At 39.9% G+C, this 18,547-nt stretch carries 19 protein-coding genes; 5 read left to right on the forward strand and 14 right to left on the reverse strand.

Annotation, left to right across the window (positions count from 1 at the left end; genetic code table 11):
* Positions 1 to 17: 17 nt before the first annotated feature.
* Complete coding sequence (locus NMK36_RS05295; protein ID WP_254173179.1) at positions 18 to 395, forward strand: hypothetical protein; 378 nt, start codon at positions 18 to 20, stop codon at positions 393 to 395.
* 173 nt (positions 396 to 568) lie between these two features.
* Here the strand turns inward: NMK36_RS05295 and NMK36_RS05300 are convergent, their stop codons facing one another.
* From NMK36_RS05300 to NMK36_RS05330, 7 genes are read right to left on the reverse strand one after another with little or no spacing between them, the layout of a single operon-like run.
* A complete protein-coding gene (locus NMK36_RS05300; RefSeq protein ID WP_190525207.1) occupies positions 569 to 946 on the reverse strand; it encodes a hypothetical protein in 378 nt (125 codons plus the stop codon).
* 6 nt (positions 947 to 952) lie between these two features.
* On the reverse strand, positions 953 to 1,225 hold the full coding sequence (locus NMK36_RS05305) for a papain fold toxin domain-containing protein (RefSeq protein WP_190521038.1): 273 nt from the start codon (positions 1,223 to 1,225) through the stop codon (positions 953 to 955).
* Between the two features lie 47 nt (positions 1,226 to 1,272).
* Positions 1,273 to 1,458, reverse strand: coding sequence for a BsuBI/PstI family type II restriction endonuclease (locus NMK36_RS05310; RefSeq protein WP_254173180.1), 186 nt, complete (start codon positions 1,456 to 1,458; stop codon positions 1,273 to 1,275).
* Between the two features lie 4 nt (positions 1,459 to 1,462).
* Entirely contained in the window at positions 1,463 to 3,886 is a 2,424-nt protein-coding gene (locus NMK36_RS05315) for a BsuBI/PstI family type II restriction endonuclease (RefSeq protein WP_254173181.1), read from the reverse strand.
* Positions 3,887 to 3,914: 28 nt separating this feature from the next.
* Complete coding sequence (locus tag NMK36_RS05320; protein WP_254175163.1) at positions 3,915 to 4,205, reverse strand: nucleotidyltransferase family protein; 291 nt, start codon at positions 4,203 to 4,205, stop codon at positions 3,915 to 3,917.
* Between the two features lie 43 nt (positions 4,206 to 4,248).
* Positions 4,249 to 4,851, reverse strand: coding sequence for a ParA family protein (locus NMK36_RS05325; protein WP_254173182.1), 603 nt, complete (start codon positions 4,849 to 4,851; stop codon positions 4,249 to 4,251).
* Between the two features lie 46 nt (positions 4,852 to 4,897).
* Positions 4,898 to 5,086 carry a hypothetical protein gene (locus NMK36_RS05330; RefSeq protein WP_254173183.1) on the reverse strand — a complete coding sequence of 63 codons (189 nt, stop codon included), beginning with the start codon at positions 5,084 to 5,086 and terminating at the stop codon, positions 4,898 to 4,900.
* A gap of 330 nt (positions 5,087 to 5,416) precedes the next feature.
* Here NMK36_RS05330 and NMK36_RS05335 point away from each other — a divergent pair, with 330 nt between their 5' ends.
* Both NMK36_RS05335 and NMK36_RS05340 read left to right on the forward strand, forming a co-directional pair.
* The gene (locus NMK36_RS05335) at positions 5,417 to 5,659 is read left to right on the forward strand and encodes a hypothetical protein (RefSeq protein WP_231516620.1); all 243 of its coding nucleotides are present in this window, start codon (positions 5,417 to 5,419) and stop codon (positions 5,657 to 5,659) included.
* A 5-nt stretch (positions 5,660 to 5,664) separates the two neighbouring features.
* The gene (locus NMK36_RS05340; RefSeq protein WP_083616722.1) at positions 5,665 to 6,147 is read left to right on the forward strand and encodes a DUF3368 domain-containing protein; all 483 of its coding nucleotides are present in this window, start codon (positions 5,665 to 5,667) and stop codon (positions 6,145 to 6,147) included.
* 27 nt (positions 6,148 to 6,174) lie between these two features.
* On the opposite strand, the gene NMK36_RS05345 is transcribed toward NMK36_RS05340, so the two are convergent.
* A complete protein-coding gene (locus NMK36_RS05345) occupies positions 6,175 to 6,669 on the reverse strand; it encodes a helix-turn-helix domain-containing protein (protein WP_254173184.1) in 495 nt (164 codons plus the stop codon).
* A 60-nt stretch (positions 6,670 to 6,729) separates the two neighbouring features.
* On the opposite strand from NMK36_RS05345, the gene NMK36_RS05350 reads away from it, so the two are divergent.
* Entirely contained in the window at positions 6,730 to 7,623 is an 894-nt protein-coding gene (locus NMK36_RS05350) for a tyrosine-type recombinase/integrase (protein WP_254173185.1), read from the forward strand.
* Between the two features lie 97 nt (positions 7,624 to 7,720).
* Here the strand turns inward: NMK36_RS05350 and NMK36_RS05355 are convergent, their stop codons facing one another.
* The 5 genes from NMK36_RS05355 to NMK36_RS05375 form a co-directional block, all read right to left on the reverse strand.
* Positions 7,721 to 8,248: a hypothetical protein gene (locus NMK36_RS05355; RefSeq protein ID WP_254173186.1), complete on the reverse strand. Its 528-nt coding sequence runs from the start codon at positions 8,246 to 8,248 to the stop codon at positions 7,721 to 7,723.
* 155 nt (positions 8,249 to 8,403) lie between these two features.
* Positions 8,404 to 9,516, reverse strand: a complete 1,113-nt coding sequence (locus NMK36_RS05360) for a CAP domain-containing protein (RefSeq protein WP_254173187.1) — start codon at positions 9,514 to 9,516, stop codon at positions 8,404 to 8,406.
* 54 nt (positions 9,517 to 9,570) lie between these two features.
* Positions 9,571 to 9,774 carry a hypothetical protein gene (locus NMK36_RS05365; RefSeq protein ID WP_254173188.1) on the reverse strand — a complete coding sequence of 68 codons (204 nt, stop codon included), beginning with the start codon at positions 9,772 to 9,774 and terminating at the stop codon, positions 9,571 to 9,573.
* A gap of 55 nt (positions 9,775 to 9,829) precedes the next feature.
* Positions 9,830 to 10,519, reverse strand: coding sequence for a choice-of-anchor W domain-containing protein (locus NMK36_RS05370; RefSeq protein WP_254173189.1), 690 nt, complete (start codon positions 10,517 to 10,519; stop codon positions 9,830 to 9,832).
* 69 nt (positions 10,520 to 10,588) lie between these two features.
* A complete protein-coding gene (locus NMK36_RS05375) occupies positions 10,589 to 11,482 on the reverse strand; it encodes an XDD3 family exosortase-dependent surface protein (RefSeq protein ID WP_254173190.1) in 894 nt (297 codons plus the stop codon).
* Between the two features lie 295 nt (positions 11,483 to 11,777).
* On the opposite strand from NMK36_RS05375, the gene NMK36_RS05380 reads away from it, so the two are divergent.
* Entirely contained in the window at positions 11,778 to 13,394 is a 1,617-nt protein-coding gene (locus tag NMK36_RS05380) for a CHAT domain-containing protein (RefSeq protein ID WP_254173191.1), read from the forward strand.
* Between the two features lie 203 nt (positions 13,395 to 13,597).
* Here NMK36_RS05380 and NMK36_RS05385 read toward each other — a convergent pair whose 3' ends face one another.
* A complete protein-coding gene (locus NMK36_RS05385; protein ID WP_254173192.1) occupies positions 13,598 to 18,484 on the reverse strand; it encodes a tetratricopeptide repeat protein in 4,887 nt (1,628 codons plus the stop codon).
* Positions 18,485 to 18,547: the final 63 nt, after the last annotated feature.

Consider the following 18,547-nt stretch of genomic DNA (forward strand, 5'->3'; position numbering starts at 1 on the left):
AACTTTTGGGTAACTTTATGGTTCAACGGATAGAGGAAATATTGGGTACGACAATTACTGAGTATACTCCCAATGCCATTAAATTTCAAGGCTTGTCCTTAGAGACATTACAACAGATTCTTGAAGAGGGATACACCACACCCTCGGCAAATTTTAATGCGGCTCCATCTGTAAGTTCATGTATTGAATTTGGGCAACGATGTCAACAACAAGGAGTCATACCAACTTTTGATGGTATAGCATTTCCTGACGAAGTAACGCCAGATTTAGTAATAGATGCAATAACAGTTGTTGGTGTAAAAGACTTAGATTTCGCGGGTGAATTTGTGCGATTCGTTTGGGGTTGCGATGAAATTGAAATCAATTCTCAAAAGTTGTATGCTTGGTGGGATTAACTTCAAACTTAGTCAAGCCATATGAAATTCAAAAAAAATACGATATATTCTTTGGGATGGAGGAGGTTTTTAGGCGATCGCATTCTGTCAAAGCAATACAATTATGGTGCGTTATATTTCATTAACGCACCCTACAAACTAACCCATCAGGCGATGCCTGCACTGGGCTGCGCCTAGGCACTTCTTACCACTTTTTCGGTATTTTGTGCCGTTGATTTAGCCAAAATTGGATCGATATCTTGGCTTTTATCTCGTTGAATAAACTCATCCAAAAGTTGAAAGAAATAATCAAATCCTGCTTTTTCATCAATACAGGTGAGCAAAATAATTTTGTCCCAAGCATTTACTGTACGAATTGATAAGCGATTTTGTAGCCAGGGTTGGAAGTTTTTGTAAAAGTCACTTTCGGCTTCAGTATTGACGATACCTACTTCTGAGCGTGCAAAGCGATAGCCTTGAATAAACATCCGCAAACTTGTAATAGAGGATAATCCCAGGTATAATCCTGGTTTGCTTTTGATTTTTTCTAGTAGCTCAAATAATGTACTCATTCTGAATTAAGTAGGCTGGCATAAATAAACACCATTTTCTGTAATGCTTTCAAAGCAACCCTGTTGTTCAAGGCGATCGCTAAGGATAAAATCTTCATTATCGTATCGGGTCGAAATTCGCCAGAGTTTTCCCGGTACTTCACGTTGTTTAAGCCATCGTTTGAGCGTGCTGGCACATTCTTGACAATGAAGCAGAGGAAATCGAATGACAATATTGCCGATGGTTTCGTAAAGTTCCGCAATGACTGTATCGTCTACGGGTTCTGTCAGGCAAAGCACCTCCTGAGCAATAAGTTGGTTTTATTGTAGCGTCTGAGCGATCACACTTAATTCTTGTAATCTACCTTTTGTTCCATCGTGTTTCCGTTTTTGTTGGCTAAAGATGCGTTTTCGATCTTACCACTTTTATAAAGTTGTAAAAGGTGCTGACCGTTAAAATGAATTAAATGTGTAGCATCTTCCGCAACCCAAACATCTGTTTCCCAAGCAATTTCTGTCAGAAATCCCACCATCGCTTTATTTCAAAAATGCTGTTACCATAACGAGAGGAATTGTTGAATTTTTGAATAAATTTTCAAGCTCATTCTTCCGTTTTGCATGAATAGGGCCATGAGAAGTCACAGCTTCTATCAAAATCAGCCAATTTTTCTCTATGAAATGAATGATCACATCTGGCATTTTACCGTGAGAATCAATCTGGAGACCTAACTCAGCGATTGCATCTTCATTGAAGTAGGCAAATTTCTCATCTGTATCTCCAACATAAAGTAATTTACCTTCCGGTGTAAATCTAGGCGCAAATTCATGAATAATTTTTTCAATTAAAACATTTTGTCCTCCAGGTGAAAGAGTTTTTACTTCTCCTTCAATTACAATTGGAATTCGAGCCATTTGTCGTTCATTGGCATAGCGTTGTTTTAAAGTTTGTACAGAAGCTTGGTAAGTTTTAAGGCTTTGTTCCCATTCAGGAGTGCCATAAGTTCTTAATAATTCTAAAGCACTATCTTCTATTTGATATACAGTTTTTGGACTATTAATAGCTCGTAGAGGTTGGTCTGGATTAACCCGAATTAAGGCTGCATCTAAAAATTGGTGAATTGTCTGGCGACGAACGGTTTCCCGAGTGTTCGGTTTATAATTTTTACCATAATGCTGTGCCATAAATTCCATAATAGGTGTAATTCCTATCAGATGAGATGTAGCAGATTGCCAAGTTTCATTAGGTTTTAAATTGAGTAAAGCCAGTAATGTTAATGCAGAGCGTTCATTGCGTTGTGTTGTAGGAAACCCCAATTGCTCAAGAATACTTAAAGCTTCATTAATGTGGGATTTAATGCCAATAGGATTACTTTCTCTGGAATTTGTCATTTTTAAAATGTCTTGCTGAATCAGTTCATCAATAGTTTGCTGAGATGGAAATGAATTGCCGATTTTTTCTCCCAACTCTAAAAGTTGTTTTAAGGTGGGATATTTGAGATTTCGCAAATCAGTTGCATTAACTTGAGTATTCCCATTAAATAAGCGAAAGAATGAATCGACTAAAGTTGAATTTAAGTAAGCCGTTAGTCCTCTTGCTAAACAAAGAGATAATCCTTTACCCTGGTGATGAAAATAGTTCAAATGGTTTTCAAAACCTACCCATTGACTATTTAAAGAATTAGCATCATAAACAACAGCAACAACTCGTTTCTTTTCCTCTTTAGCAGAAAACCTCCTCGTCAAAACATAATGTTCATTCGGAAGCAACAAATTAGCCGTCTGTTCAGTCTGAACTAAAGCTTGATGTTTTTGGGTTGATGTTGGATATTCAAGATACCCCTTAGAACAATGAACTGGATAAATCAAAGGAACAGTTCCAGCTTCGGGTAAAAGTCGTAAGTATTCTTTAGCCCGAAAATCTACAACTCGTCCTGTTGAAACACACAGCCCTAAATCTAATAAGGTACACTGAAAAGAAGCCATCTGTTCTAGGATTTCTTGACTGTAGGCATCCGGTACAATACGAATAAACTGTTCAGGATCATCAGGATGAACAACTGTTGTGTAAGGTACAGTATGAGTTCTGATCAAATCATCATCTGCACTACAACTGCTATTAATTAACACTGTAGATTCTTTTTCTACCTGTTTAACAGCATAAAAAATCATTGTTTCTTGAAGAACAGCTTGGTCATTAAAAGGCAAGAGTCGAGAATCAAAAAGGTGAACTTGGCGTAATGCCATATCCCTTAAAAACCGCTTCCGAAACTCCCGAAAATATAAACCATTACAAAAACTTCTAGGGGTAATCGCAACGAGTTCTCCCCCATCACTCAAAAGTTGAGTTGCAACTTGAATAAAACCGGGATAAATATTACTGGTTTCTAAATTAATTGAACGAAGTAAAGAGCGATATTTTGAATGAGCATTGATTTTAAAATAAGGCGGGTTAATAATAGCGTGGGTAAAGGAGAGGTTTTCTGAACCGCTAAATAAATTTGGTTGTAATTGATTAACACCTTCTTCGATAAAATCGAGCGTCCGAATTTCCCAATGCAATGAAATCTTGTGGGATTCACATTGCTGGGCACATAAATTCAAAGTTTGTTTTAAATATTCCTTGAGAGAGGGATCAATTTCATAAGCAATAATTCGCAGAGAATCAGGAGGTTTAGGTTGTTGGCAAACCGTTGATACAAAAGCAGCAGATAAAGACCCAATTCCCGCACCTGCATCCAACAAAGAAATCTCAGGTGAATTTAAGTTTTGAAACATTCGGGCCATCAGGTCTGCCACTGGAGAAGGTGTAAAAAACTGACCCCATTTCTCTTGCTTCACCTTATCGATTTTTGGAGTAATCCTCAAACGCAATAAATCAACTTCCTTAAGGAAGGCGGTATTAGAAGAATATTGAATCGGTTTGGAGGCTTGAATTTGACTTGACGTTAAGTTTAAAACCATTTTAAATTATATTATATCAGATCATTCGTTATAGTAAAACCGCTTCTCTAAGAATCTGTTCTCGGAAATACTCTTGCAATCCCTTAACTGTTGTCACATCTACTTTTCTACCTAAAAGATCTTCCAAATCTTGCATTAACCCAATCCAATCTAACAAACTTCGTCCGGGTTCAATCTCCACTAAAAAATCGATATCACTATCCTCCCGTTCTTCCCCTCGTGCAACTGACCCAAAGATACACACATTGTAAGCACCATATTGAGTAGCCAGGTTGAGAATTTCTTCTCGTTTTTGTTGTAATAAGTTTCTTAAATTCATCATTTAAACTCTTGATAATTTTTTTCAATTTTAGCATAATTTCTTATGTTAAATAGTTTATTGGAGTTTCTACTAATGCAGCAATTTTTTGAGCGAGTTGATTAAAGTCTCGGTAAGCACTTTGTACAGCTTGAAGATGAGCACCAATCGCTCCATCTGCTGGTTTAAGATGAAACATCGGTTTGTGAGCTTCTTGAGCCAGAGGCATGAGACTTTGATAGTATTTTAGTAAGGCTAAACAGTAGGGATCTTCTGATAGCAATAGGTTACTATTTCCTTCTTCCATTAATACGGCTTCCCGATAAACATTAGGAATTCCAGCCATCCATCGTTGATAAGCTTTAACTGGACGGTCTAGCCTTACAGAATGTTGCAGGACAATGTACCCAAGCGGTTGTATTTGACCCGTTGGAAGTGTTAAATCAGAGACAGGATTCTTTGCTAATTGTTCGTTCCATTCTTCTCGCCAGCGTCTAAGAGTGGGGCCGAGATTTTTCAATCCTTGCAGTGAGAATAAATCAGGGGATAGAGGAACAACAACATAATCAGATGCAATTAAAGCAGCCCGATTAATCGCTCCTAAATTGGGGCCAAGGTCTGCCAAAATAATATCAGCTTGATGGGTTTGACCAGCAGCTTGTAGCAATCGCCAAAAAGCAGAAATGACCCGAAAAGAACGTTCTTTTCTATCCCTACATCCTGACCATTCTTCTGGGCTCTTTACCGATTACTAAAGCACCTAAGTTAGTTGGAAAAATAGGAGTTTGGATACGGGTTGTAAACCGAACTGATGCTAATTGTTGTTCAACAGTTCTTTGATTTTGTTCTAAGATATCAGATTCTAAATCTTGTAATAAACTCTCTAATTGCGAATTATCCATAAATCGATATCAAGCCAATAGCGATCGCGCAAGTTACAAGCACTCACCCACTCGTTTACTGTAGCACCGTTCGTTAGCTTGTTCGTAGGCGATTAGTAGCCGCCGCCTGGGACGGCATCGCAACTCTATAGAGCTACGCATTACAGTTAGGACAATTCTAAACCCTTTCATTACTTACTGTTCCCTGTTCCCTGTTCCCTGTTCCCTGTTCCCTAGAGGTTTTATCTTGGTATAATCAACAAGGCGTTCGCTATTTAACGCCAGAAGAACGGTTAGCGTTGTATCAAGAACGTTTTGGAGAATTATAAATTTGTTCAATTTTAGGAGTAAATGATGACTTCTACAATAGCTTTACAAAATATCGCAGTTTCTTTACCTGTTTTTACGGACGTGGAACAGAAAGAACGATTTTTATTTGTTTTGGGTGCATTAACCGTTAGAGTGATAAGTTTGAGGAAAGCTGCGGAAGTGATGAATTTAGATGAAGCGGGATTATTGCAAATTTTAGATTTATTAGGAATCGAATTTTCCTATTTAGAGGATGAAGATATTCAACGGGAAAAGGACTGGTAAACGTTGTGAAAATTGTGATTAACTCATCCCCGTTAATTTTTCTCGGTAAATTAGAGTTTTTAGAATTATTTCTGGAAACGGAGGATGAATTTTATGTCCCGACGGCTGTTATTGAAGAAATTCAAGCGAAGGATGATTTGATTATTTCAGTGATTAATCCGTTAATTGAAACGGGAAAACTTCAGGTGAGGCGTACAACTTTACTGTCTTTATTAAACCGCATCAATCAAAGTTTAGGACAAGGGGAGTCGGAAGCGATCTCTTTAGCAACAGAACTGCAAGCGGATTATATCATATTAGATGACTTAGCGGCTCGAAAACAAGCGATTAATTTAGGATTAAATGTTAAAGGAACTTTAGGAATTATCAAAAAGTTAACCCAAACGGGTAAGATTAATATTGCGGATAAAAATGAATTATATCAAAAACTTAGGGACATTAATTTTCGGGTGTCTCGGTCTGTTTTTGAGGGGATTTTTTTGAATTAACTCCCTAACCTCAACATTTTCTAACTCTTATTTCTGCTCTGTCTTTCTCAACTCAACAGCGTTGTGTTTTCCATCTCGATAAGACTGACCACACATCGGACAAAACCGATATTGCTCAGACGTGATGGGGTGAGAACACCCTAGACAGCGATCGCACAGACCCTCCCCACACAAAAAACAAAACTTAGCCCTGGGGTCAGTCCATCCCAACTCCGGTACCGTCCCCGGTGTCCAACAGTGCAGACACAGTTTCAGGGAATGAGACAACTCCACCCCCGTCCCCCGCACCGCCGCCTCCAAATACGCCACCGGAACCCCCAACACCTGAGCCAGACCCCGTTTCGCCTTCTGGCTCAAGCGAGTCGTTAACCCCCGCTCAATCTTACCAATACTTTGCAAATGCAACCCACACCCCTGCGCCAACTGTTCTTGACTCAGACGCTTCAGTCCTCGCAGCCGTCGCACGTATTCTCCCAGCGTTTCCTCGGGTTGGGGCAGAAATTCCGATGTTAAAGTGTGCATTAAAATATGCTAAAAACAGTAATTATTAACCTCTTCTTATTTCAGCATAATTCCGATTTTATGACAACCACAATTGCTACAATTGCCAGCCAATTTTTACAGCGTTCTGAACTCTCCCCTGCCACTAAAAAGTCTTATGAACTCACCCTAATTCCCTTCCTGCAACAGTATGGGTATTGGGAGATTAAAACACTAGATCGTCAACAAGTGCGCGACTACCTCGACTCCTTAACCCACCTGAGTTACACCACCCACCGTCGCCATCAACGTATCCTCATCGCCTTCATGAACTTTGCCGTCGATGAAGGCTATATCCCCCTCAACCCCATCGCCCGCCTCAAACCGAGAAAACCCGATGCCGAACAAGGAGAACACCATGAAGACAGCACAATTCGTTACCTCAAACCGGAGCAACTCAACGCCCTGTATCAAGCCATCCGCCATCTCTGCAACTGGCGACTGATGGCGTTAGTGCGCCTGCTGCACCGTAGTGGCGCTCGAGTCAGTGAAGTCCTCGCCTTAGATCTCGACCAAATCAACTTCTCCGACCGCAAATTCCAAGTCATCGGTAAAGGCAATAAACGACGCTGGTGCTTCTACAGTGCTGATGCCGCCGAAGCCTTAAACCGCTATATTCAGGGAACTCGCCCTCCCCAAGCCACTGCCTTATTCGTCGCCCAGCACCCCAAAACCCTACACCTCACCCGCCTCAGCTACAGCCAAGCTTATCAAGACTGGAAAGAGGCGATCGCTCTTGTCCCCCCACTTCAAGACGCTAGATTACATGATTTAAGACATACTTTTGCTACCGAGCGAGTCGGATTAATGGGTTTAGAAGAATTACGGGCGTTGATGGGACATAGTAGTATTCAGACCACGTTACAGTATCAAAAAGTGACATCAGAGAAAGCGGAATTGATTGCTCAAACGGCTTTAGATAAGTTGCTGGATTAATTGACCCTAAAATATGTTAATTAACCTTAAACTCAAGAGTATTAATACTACTCTTGGGGATGGGGGTGATCAGAAATGTTGATAAAAAAATCAAGATTTACAGGGAACGTGGCCCAGACGCGATCGCCCGATTAGCAATTTCCTGTAATGTCTCTAAATCCCCATTTTTCATGAAAACTCGGTACAGTACGCCTTGATACTCCCATTCCACCAAAGCCGTACAGTAAGCCCCACAGCCTTTGGAAAAAGAGCCTTCAATCCCACCTGTTAAGGTTAACGCTTGATATTCTTGTCTAGGGCCTGATGTGGGTTCAGAGCGCTTTCCACCCCGTTCTGCAACCAATGAGCCAATAAAACAGGCTGTTACGCCTCGACAGTTAGGGGTAGCACTCATTTCAATGTTGTAGCCTGTTGGTGTGACTTTGGCTGTGAAATAAATGTCACGATCCAAGGGTAAGCTTTCTGGCAGAAAGAGGGGAACTGATATTTTTCCAGCAAAGGAACTTTCGACTTCGGCGACGGGAAAAGGCACATCTGCCCAAGCACGATTTGTGAAATCCAGGGAAAGTGGTAGTGCTGAACAGATGCTGATACCGACTAAGAGTTTGAAAAGTTGGTTAGGCATTGATTTTGATTTGTAGAGGTCTCTTGATTTTATTATCGGCTAAAAGCTAACAAAATCTTCAAAAAATCTCTCACTCAAAAGTCTCCGCTTGAATCGGGAAAAATGGCATCACCACCTGGTTTAAAAGGGCGAGGATTTTCCAAGGTTTCTGAACACTACGCTCCAAACACCTGTGTCCAATAGTAGTTCCAATTTTCAACACCCGTATCATTTGCTAAATAGAAATAGCCAATGCCAATTTCGGTATAATCAGGGTTTAGCAAGTTAGCGCGGTGTCCTGGGCTATCAATCCACCCTTGTACAACTTCTTCTGGTGTCTGATAACCAGCCCCAATATTTTCGCCAACAAACGAAGAGGGGTATCCTTGCTCTTGGGCGCGGGTTGAGGGAGTAGAACCATCTAACCCAGTGTGACTGAAAAAGTCTTCAAGTGCCATATCCTCACTGTGTTCCTGGGCTGCTGAGTTTAACTGAGTATTTAAAGTAAGAGGCTGTAAACCATTCTGGCTGCGGAAGTTATTGGTTAACTCTAAGACCTGTTGTGTAAAATCTGAACTGGGGAGACTAGGAGGATTAGGGGGATTAGGGGGATTAAGAGGATTATTATCAAGCTGCAACGTAAATCCCTGGCCAATAAAGTCTCCTGAATTTAACTGGGATGGAGTAATACCATCAAGGAGTGCTAATTCTTCATTGCTTGCAGTCACCACAAGACGAGTTTGAGTGCTACCCACAGCCTGCACTTGCACTTCCCCAACATTATTAGGCAACTGAATTAAATCAATACCTGATTCAAAATCAGTAATGAAGTCACGACCTTGACCTTGTTGTTGCAATAGAAACACATCTTCGCCACTACCCCCGGTGAGGGTATCTGCGCCTAAATCTCCCGATAGGGTATCGTTTCCGCCATCGCCGTTGAGAACATCATCGCTTTTACCCCCAAACAAACTATCAAAACCTTCACCGCCATTGATGGTATCCGCATCGAGATTGCCAAATAGAATATCATTGCCACCTTCTCCGTTGAGGAGATCTCCATCTTTACCACCAAATAAGGTATCAGCACCCTCACGACCGGATAATTGATCAAAGCCTGTGTTACCTAAAATCAAATCATCATCACTTGAACCAAAGACAGTATCATTACCATCAAGGACTAATACGCCTCCAGGATAGCCGGATAACTGCCCTGGAAATAGGGAAATCATTTCTGAGGAATCATTTCCGACTAAAGCACCAATGGAAAAATCTGGAATTAAGCTCATAGTTAGACTTTGGGGTTCAGTGTTTAAAATATTTAGAGAGTTTAAATTTTCCGTTCAGGATAACGTTAACTTTAAGTTTTCCCGTGACTGTTGCCTCACTTGACCTTGCATGGCAGCGTGTTGTAACTGAGCAAAGGCATTAAGTTCAGAGGCTCCATATTTTGTATTTTGCAACAGTTGTCGCAATTCTTCTTCAGCGTCTTGGGTTAAGTAACCCGTTTTTAGACTATGTTGAATAACTTCACAAATTTTGCTCATTTGTTGAATTTCTCGAACTTTCAAAACAATTATTAATATAGAGGTTAATTTATTCTCAAGATGAACGTTGAAAAGTGATTCCAATTAGACTCAAAATCAATAAACTAATTGCTAAATTAGGTTCAGGAACTTCTTTCGGTGGGGTGGCTTGAGCGACCTTAATTTGGAAGGCTAATTGAGATTGAACGGGGGGAGTTCCTTGCCAAGTCATGATAGATTCTCCTGTGAGTTTAAAGCTGCCCATGACATCAGAAATTCGCAGGATATCGAGTCCGCCTGTATCAGCAATAGCATGGGATTGAGCATTGAGAGAAATATCATCAAGTTGCAGGTTACTCAGGAGCATCGAACTTCCGGGTTTTGTGGCACGGGTGCGGAGGAAGAAGTCGGAAAAGGGATCGGTGTAGACTTGGGTGAGGGTGCGATCGCCCACAGTAAAATGAACTAAATGGGAGACGGCATCATAAAGGAGTTCAAAGGGTTGAGCAACTCCTGAAAGCCAGTTAAATTGGTCTGTGACTTGAGGATGACCGGGATCAAATTCGTGTAAATTCAGTTCGTGGGTGGCAGTGGCACTGCGATCGCCAATTCTTCCTTCTGCAACAAAGGCAATATCTTGCATTAAAGCATTCATTTCGCTATCAGAGGAGAGATGATTTAGGGTAAAAGCCTCTACGGATGGGGTGCTGAATCCTAAACCGAAGGTGCTCAGGAGAAATGGAACCAGAAATTTTTGTATTTGCATGAAATGAACTCCAAAATTTTAAACACCTGACCTTGTTATTGTGAGTTTAAAGGTCAGGTTAGGGCAGATTTAACCGAGTTTAGGGGTGGGGCGATGTCCTCGTCGTAGTCGAGAGCCTCCGAAAACTAAGCCCAGAGCGAGGAGAGGTAAAGCCGTGGAAGGTTCTGGGACAGGTTTCGGTTCAATGGCACTGACTAAAGCGATCACGTCGTTATCACATTCGGGGGCGAGGTGAGCGGTGAACAAACCATCGGGTAGTAAAGAACGGGCGACACTGAAGGCGATAGTCTGAGTTCCGGTGGCTCCAAATTGACCAAAATTTAATCCTAAACTGCCGATATCGCTGATCAGATTGACATCACCAATTTTGTTTCCAGAGGCGATGACGTTTTGAATGTGGTGATTTTGGTTAAAGTAGGGGTCTTCAGCCCCTAAGTCGCCGATGGTGGGGTTGCCGCCATGACTTCTGATCCAGTTGTTGTAACCCCGTAAACTGGCATCCCACAACAGTAAACCGTTTTCTTGAGCAACGCTTTTGGCGGTGACGTTGTTATAAAGTCCGAGTTCAGGAACACCGGAACCATTATTCGCCCAGCGAATTCCCACTAATTGAGCCGCACTACTAGCAGCGTCTAAAGCTTGTCCTGTAAAATTCAGAAGCAGATCACCCCATCCAATATGGTCATCCTGGGCATAGCCATCGGTGACACCTGCGCTGGGTAGGTGGGTGTTAATGGCAAAAATCACCTCATCGGCGGTTTGCTTCATTGCCATGCCGTACATTTCGTAGATGGTATTACCGACGTCATAGCCTGACATACTATCGTTAAAGGAATCGATGCTGTAGTTCCAATCTCCTGACAGCGTAGCAGCACGAGCAGCTTGGGGGTACAGAAAAGGAATTAAACTAACACTGGCGGAAATTAAACCCAAAGCCAGAGTTTTCAGAGGTTTGTATGCCATAGCAGATCTTCTCATTACATTAACGTAATAAACCGTTGAACAAATGTTGTTCATTCTGTCTATGGAGGTTTACCCATGGGTTTTACGTCGAGTTGGCTTTTTTGTAACAAAACTAAATAAAAGTTTGGGTGTTAGGTTTCAGGTAGGGGGCTCTCAAAACGTTTTCTGTGAATGGGTTAATGCTTAAAAATTCAAACTGGTGCAGGATGGGTTTGATGTTAGAGTTATTTTTGAGAAATGGGAGATCACATAGTTGCTATTCTGAGGCACTACACAAGAGTTTGGGGAACGGGTGATGAGTAAAATTGTAATTTTGGAGATCGCAGAGGGGAATTGGGAACAAGGGTTTCCGGTGAGGTTACGAATTGGGACGGAGGGAGAACGTTTCTTGGCTGATTTTCCTCCAGGTCAACTCCCAGGGAGTGCTGATGTTCTGCAATTTTATCAACTTTGGCAGTCGAGTTATCGTCAACTTCCCAGTCCTTTGCGGTTAGAAGCATCTAAAAATCAGGTGACCAATTCATCGGAGATTCTTGATCAATGTCGTGAAGCAGCGCAGAAGTTGGAAGAGAGTCTTAACGATTGGTTAAATTCTGAGACGTTTCGACCTCTAAAAGAACGATTATTACACAACTTGAATCGTTCTGAGTCGGTGCGGGTATTTATTCAAACTAATAATGTAGAGTTGAGGCGGTTGCCTTGGCATTTGTGGGATCTTTTTAGAAGCTATAAACAAGCGGAAGTGATCCTGGCTGCCCCCCTGTTTGATCCCGACCAGCCACCGATTTTGAATTCCTCTAAAAAAGAATTGAAAATTTTAGCAATTTTAGGGGATAGTCGAGGAATTAATGTCGATGCGGATCGACAATTTTTAGAGAAGAAATTACCAGGAGCAAAAGTCAATTTTTTAGTGAAACCAAAACGTCAGGAAATTACGGATCAGTTGTGGGAGCAAGCTTGGGATATTTTATTTTTTGCCGGACATAGTTTGACCCAAGAACAGAAGGGTAAGATTTTTATTAATGAAACTGAAAGTTTAGGATTATTAGAATTAAAAAATGGTTTGAGTAAATCCATTAATCGAGGATTAAAATTAGCGATTTTTAATTCCTGTGATGGGTTGGGAATTGCTCAAGCGTTAGAAGAGTTATATATTCCCCAGGTAATCGTGATGCGCGAACCTGTTCCTGATGGAGTTGCTCAAGGATTTTTGAAGTATTTTTTACGGAGTTTTTCTCAAGGGGAACCATTACATTTAGCGATTAGAACGGCAAAGGAACGGTTAGAGGATGAGGGATTAGAAGAATATATTCCTGGGGGTACTTGGTTGCCGATTTTGTGTCAAAATCCGGCAGTGATGCCTTTGGTTTGGCCGAAAGCACCGTTAAAAAGCTTGGTTTCTTTAGGAATTGCTGGGGTGTTTTTACTGGGGGTAATTGGGGTAGCTGTTGGCCAGCAGTTTAATCAGGCTTTACCGTTTTCTGAACAGGGCATAGAGTTAAAATATCCAAAAAGTTGGCAATTGAAAAAAGATCCAGTTTTAGGAGAGGTGGCGCGATTTGTAGTTCCAGTTGAGGGGTCATCGGATGGGTTTCAAGAAAATGTGAGAATTACGATAGAACCTTTACCGTCGTCGATGGTTTCTTTGGAAGATTATAGTCAAGATATAGTGCAACGGATTAGTCAATTTTTGACAAATGACCCGATTTCTGCTATCAAAACACAAGTAGCGGGGTTAGAAGCTGATCAAGTTGTTTATTACAATAAGGATAATTTAAAGTTAAAAACAAAGCAAATTTGGATGGTTAAAAATAATCAGGCTTATATTATTACTTATACGGCTGATATTGAACAGTTTGAACAGTTTGAACAACAGGTAGAAAAGATGATGCGATCGCTTAAAATTAATTAAATGGGTATGTGGAACAGGCATCTTGCCTGTTAAGTGTAGTGTCGGGTATCGGGTGTTATCTTTGTTCCCTGATTTAGATCAATAATAACAAGATTGTAATGATTTCTGTTATTGCAGGGAGTCAAAAACCCGGTTTCCATATCAATTTATTACTGCATTCCCTAGATTTGGGATAGAAACGGGGTTTTTCGGTAGCCGTTAGTTCATGAAAGTTGAGCAATCCTCCTTAATACTTTTTGATATTCTGTTGTTTGTCCTTGTTGTTGATAGAGTTCTGCTGCTTTGCGTAAATCAACAATAGCTGCTCGTTTATTGCCTTTGTTAGCATAAGCATTTCCTCGGTTGCTATACGCTAAAGCTAAAGTAGAATTAAGTTCAATGGCTTTAGTGTAATCAGCTATTTCTTTCTGATATTGTTTTAAATAAAAGTATACAATACCTCTCATTAAATAATAATCAGCATTTTTGGGTTGAAGTTCAATAGCTTTACTATAATCCGATATGGCTTTTTCATATTCTTCTAAGTTTAAGTAGGTCAAGCCTCGGCTGTAGTAGGCTAAAGCATAATTAGGGTTAAGTTTAATGGCTTGGTTGTAATCTGATATTGCTTTTTTATATTCTTTTAAGTTAGAGTAGGTCAAGCCTCGACCGATGTAGGCAGAGGCAGAATCAGGATTAAGTTGAATCGCTTTGCTATAATCTGATATGGCTTTTGCGTATTCTTTTAAGTCAGAGTAAACATTGCCTCGACCAATGTAGGCATCAGCAAAATTAGGATTAAGTTGAATCGCTTGGTTGTAATTCGATATCGCTTTTTCATAGTCTTTTAAGTTTCTGTAGGTAATACCTCGGTTGTTGTAGACATCAGCATCATTAGGATTAAGTTGAATGGCTTGGTTGTAATCCGATATGGCTTTTTCATATTCTTTTAAGTCAGAGTAAACATTGCCTCGTTTATTGTATGCAGAGGCAGAATCAGGATTAAGTTGAATGGCTTGGTTGTAATTCGATATCGCTTTTTCATAGTCTTTTAAGTTAGAGTAAGCCATGCCTCGACCAATGTAGGCATCAGCAAAATTAGAATTAAGTTGAATGGCTTGGTTGTAATCCGATATGGCTTTTTCATATTCTTTTAAGTTTAAGTAGGCATTGCCTCGACCGATGTAGGCAATAGCATCATTAGGATTAAGTTGAATCGCTTTATTATAATCCGATATGGCTTTTTCATATTCTTTTAAGTTTAAGTAGGCATTGCCTCGACCGATGTAGGCAATAGCATCATTAGGATTAAGTTGAATCGCTTTATTGTAATCCGATATGGCTTTTTCATAGTCTTTTAAGTCAGAGTAGACAATGCCTCGGCTGTAGTAGGCATGAGCATAATTAGGATTAATTTGAATCGCTTTGTTATAATCCGATATCGCTTGTTCATAGTTTTTTAAGTTCCTGTAGGTAATACCTCGGTTGTTGTAGGCATCAGCAGAATTAGGATTAAGTTGAATGGCTTTGTTGTAATCCGATATCGCTTTTTCATATTCTTTTAAGCTAGAGTAAACATTGCCTCGACTAATATAGCCATCGGCAGAATCCGGTTGAATCTTAATGGCTTGATTATACTCATTAATTGCAGCTTGATAATTGCCTTTGTCATAATAATTATTACCCTGCTGAATATAGGCTAAAGATGGATTAGATTGTGCCGTCTGATTTGTATTATTGAGTTGAGTAATTCTATCTAAAGCACTTTGATACTCGGTTGTGCTTCCTTGCTGTTTATAAAGTTCGGCTGCTTTTTGAAAGTCAGCAATAGCCGCTTGTTTATTTCCTAATTTAACATAAGCATTACCCCGGTTAGCATAAGCCAAAGCATAATCAGATTTGAGTTCAATAACTTTAGTATAATCAGCTATTTCTTGCTGATGTTGTTTTAAATAGAAGTAAGCGATACCTCTCGATAAGTAATAATCAGCATTATTAGGTTGAAGTTCAATAGCTTTACTACAATCAGCAATCGCTTTTTCATATTGGTTTAAGTTTCTGTAGGTAATGCCTCGGTTGTTGTAGGCTAAAGCAGAATTAGGATTAAGTTGAATTGCTTTATTGTAATCTGATATGGCTTTTTCATATTCTTTTAAGTCATCGTAGACATTGCCTCTACCGATGTAGCCATCAGCAGAATCTGGTTGAATCTTAATAGCTTGATTATACTCATTAATTGCTGCTTGATAATCACCTTTGCCATAATAATTATTCCCTTGCTGAATATAGGCTAAAGATGAATTAGATTCTGCCGTCTGATTTGTATTATTGAGTTGAGTAATTCTATCTAAAGCACTTTGATACTCGGTTGTGCTTCCTTGCTGTTTATAAAGTTCGGCTGCTTTTTGAAAATCAGCAATAGCTGCTTTTTGATTTCCTAAGCTAACATAAGTATTACCTCGGTTGTAGTAGGTATTAGCATTATTAGAATTAAGCTGAATCGCTTGGTTGTAATCCGATATGGCTTTTTCATATTCTTTTAAGTCATCGTAGGCACTGCCTCGGTTGGCGTAGACTAAAGCATAATTAGGATTAAGTTGAATGGCTTTGTTGTAATCCGATATCGCTTTTTCATATTCTTTTAAGTCATCGTAGACATTACCTCGGTTGTTGTAGGCATCAGCATAATTAGGATTAAGTTGAAGTGCTTGGTTATAATCCGATATCGCTTTTTCATAGTCTTTTAATTTTAAGTAAACATTACCTCGGTTGTTGTAGGCATCAGCATAATTAGGATTAAGTTGAAGTGCTTGGTTATAATCCGATATCGCTTTTTCATAGTCTTTTAAGTCAGAGTAGGCAACGCCTCGACGAATGTATGTATCAGCATCATTAGGATTAAGTTGAATCACTTTGTTATAATCCGATATCGCTTTTTCATATTCTTTTAAATTAGAGTAGGTCAAGCCTCGACCGATGTAGGCTAAAGCATAATTAGGATTAAGTTGAATGGCTTTGTTATAATCCGATATCGCTTTTTCATATTCTTTTAAATTAGAGTAGGCATTACCCCGGCTGATATAGGGAAAGGAATGGGAATTTATTTTAATGGCTTCTGTGTAAGCAACAATTGCTTCTGGATAACGTTTTAAGAACTCTATCAAAATATAACCCTTTTGGAAATGAAAGGTAAAGTTGTTTCTATCCCGTTTTAGAGATTCTTCAATCGCAGCTAAGGCATCTTCATATCGTTTTAATCCAATTAAAGCTAGCCCTCGCCAATACCAAGGAGGGGCAAAGTTTTGGGGACTATTTTGAATAGCTTGGTCAAAAGCATTTAAGGCTTCGGTATATTGGGACATGGAATAAAGCGTTAATCCTTTACCATACCAACCGAGATAGGACTTGGGTTGCAGGGTGACAACTTGATCAAAAGCATTTAAAGCCTCTTGATTTTTACCTAACCGCCATAACTGATTGCCATAATTTAACCAAGCAACGATATCTTGACTATCTGTAGGAGTGGCAACATTTTTAAGAATGGCTGTAATAATTGTGTTGATTTCTGCTTCCGTAAAAGCTGGCGGAATCCCCGTTTGCACTTTTAACCATTCTGGCTGTATTTCTAATGGTTGAAGCTGAGTTAAAAAAGAACGAATAGGAATCCCTAAACTATAACCTAACTGAATTGAAATCCCCCCCTGTCCCACCTGTTCGGAGGCAATTTCTCCATCGGCGCGTCCATGAATTCCGATGAGTTGTCCCCGATTATCCAACAAAGGGCCACCACTCATACCGGAGGCGGTAATATTCGTATAAACTAATTCATAGCCATAACTCAAAGACGTGGAATATTGACCCAAAAAATTGCTATCGTTTTGGCTAAAAATCTTACCTGCACTAAAAAAATCTGGGGTTTGAGTATTCGTTAATTGATTGGCTGGCCATCCGTAGGCAAAGATAAAACCACTATTTTTAAAATCATAATTAGCCAGAGTTGCAACGGGATAAATTTCATTACTGACAAACTGAATTACCGCTAAATCAACCCCAGGTAGAGTTTTAACAGTAGTTTCATTAACCGTTACGGGATAGGATTTGCCATCGGGAGTAACAACTTGAAAATTCAGCTTATTTCTAACGACGTGTTCGGCCGTGAGAATATAATAAGTGTTTCCTTGTTTTGCTACAATGACCCCCGAACCATTGCCATTTTGCCATTCAATTTTAACGGTAATTTTTTTGGCAATATTATTAACATCATTGGCAATCGGTGATACAATATTATTAGGAACCGTTGGAGTCTGAGGGGTTTGGGGTAAACTGGCAGTGGAGGAAAAATTTCCCGCCAATTCTGCAAAGGTTTCGATAGGAATTCCCCAACTATAACGACTCATTAAATCCTGTTCGGCAGCCGTCGGTTTAGAGCCATCTTCATAAATATAAGGATTCCCCCATAAGGGTTCAGCGTGGATACCATTAATCCCAATTACCTGACCGTAAACATTCAGAATCGGGCCACCGCTCATGCCTTTTTGAATATCATTACTATAACCGATTTGATAACCTTCTCGAAAGGGTTTGGGGGGAATATATAAAACTTGTCCAGTGGTAAAAACAAAGGGTTGATTCGGTTCACTTTCATAGGGATAACCTGCGGCATAAATAGAGTCATTAATTTTGACAGCCGCTAAATTTGCTAAATTGGCAACAGTATAATTCTCATTAGCTTGGAATTGAACTAAAGTTAAATCTTTGCCTTGGAAATCAATATTATTAACTAAAGTTGCGGGATGAATTTTGCCATCATTGGTTTGAATCTGTAGGGGTTGATTCGGTTCAATAACGTGCTGATTGGTGAGAACCGTATAAACTTGATTTTGGTTTTTAATAATCACCCCAGAACCGCTACTTTCCCCAGAAATCACTTTAACAGTAATCCCTTCAGCAATAACTTGAATTTGATTCTCAGACCGGGCAGAATTCTGAGAAGATTGGGCAACCGCAACCGGGGGAAAAGCCATGAGTTGAACCGTTGTTATCGGCAACAAAAACAACGTTCCCAGTCCCAATATCCAACTCAGAGATTGATAGAAATAACTAGGTTTCATTAGCATTTTCAAGGGTATGTGGAACAGGCATCTTGCCTGTTAAGTAAAGTGGAACAGACAAGA

This window comes from Planktothrix pseudagardhii (genome assembly GCF_904830925.1).
Taxonomy (GTDB): Bacteria; Cyanobacteriota; Cyanobacteriia; order Cyanobacteriales; family Microcoleaceae; genus Planktothrix; species Planktothrix tepida.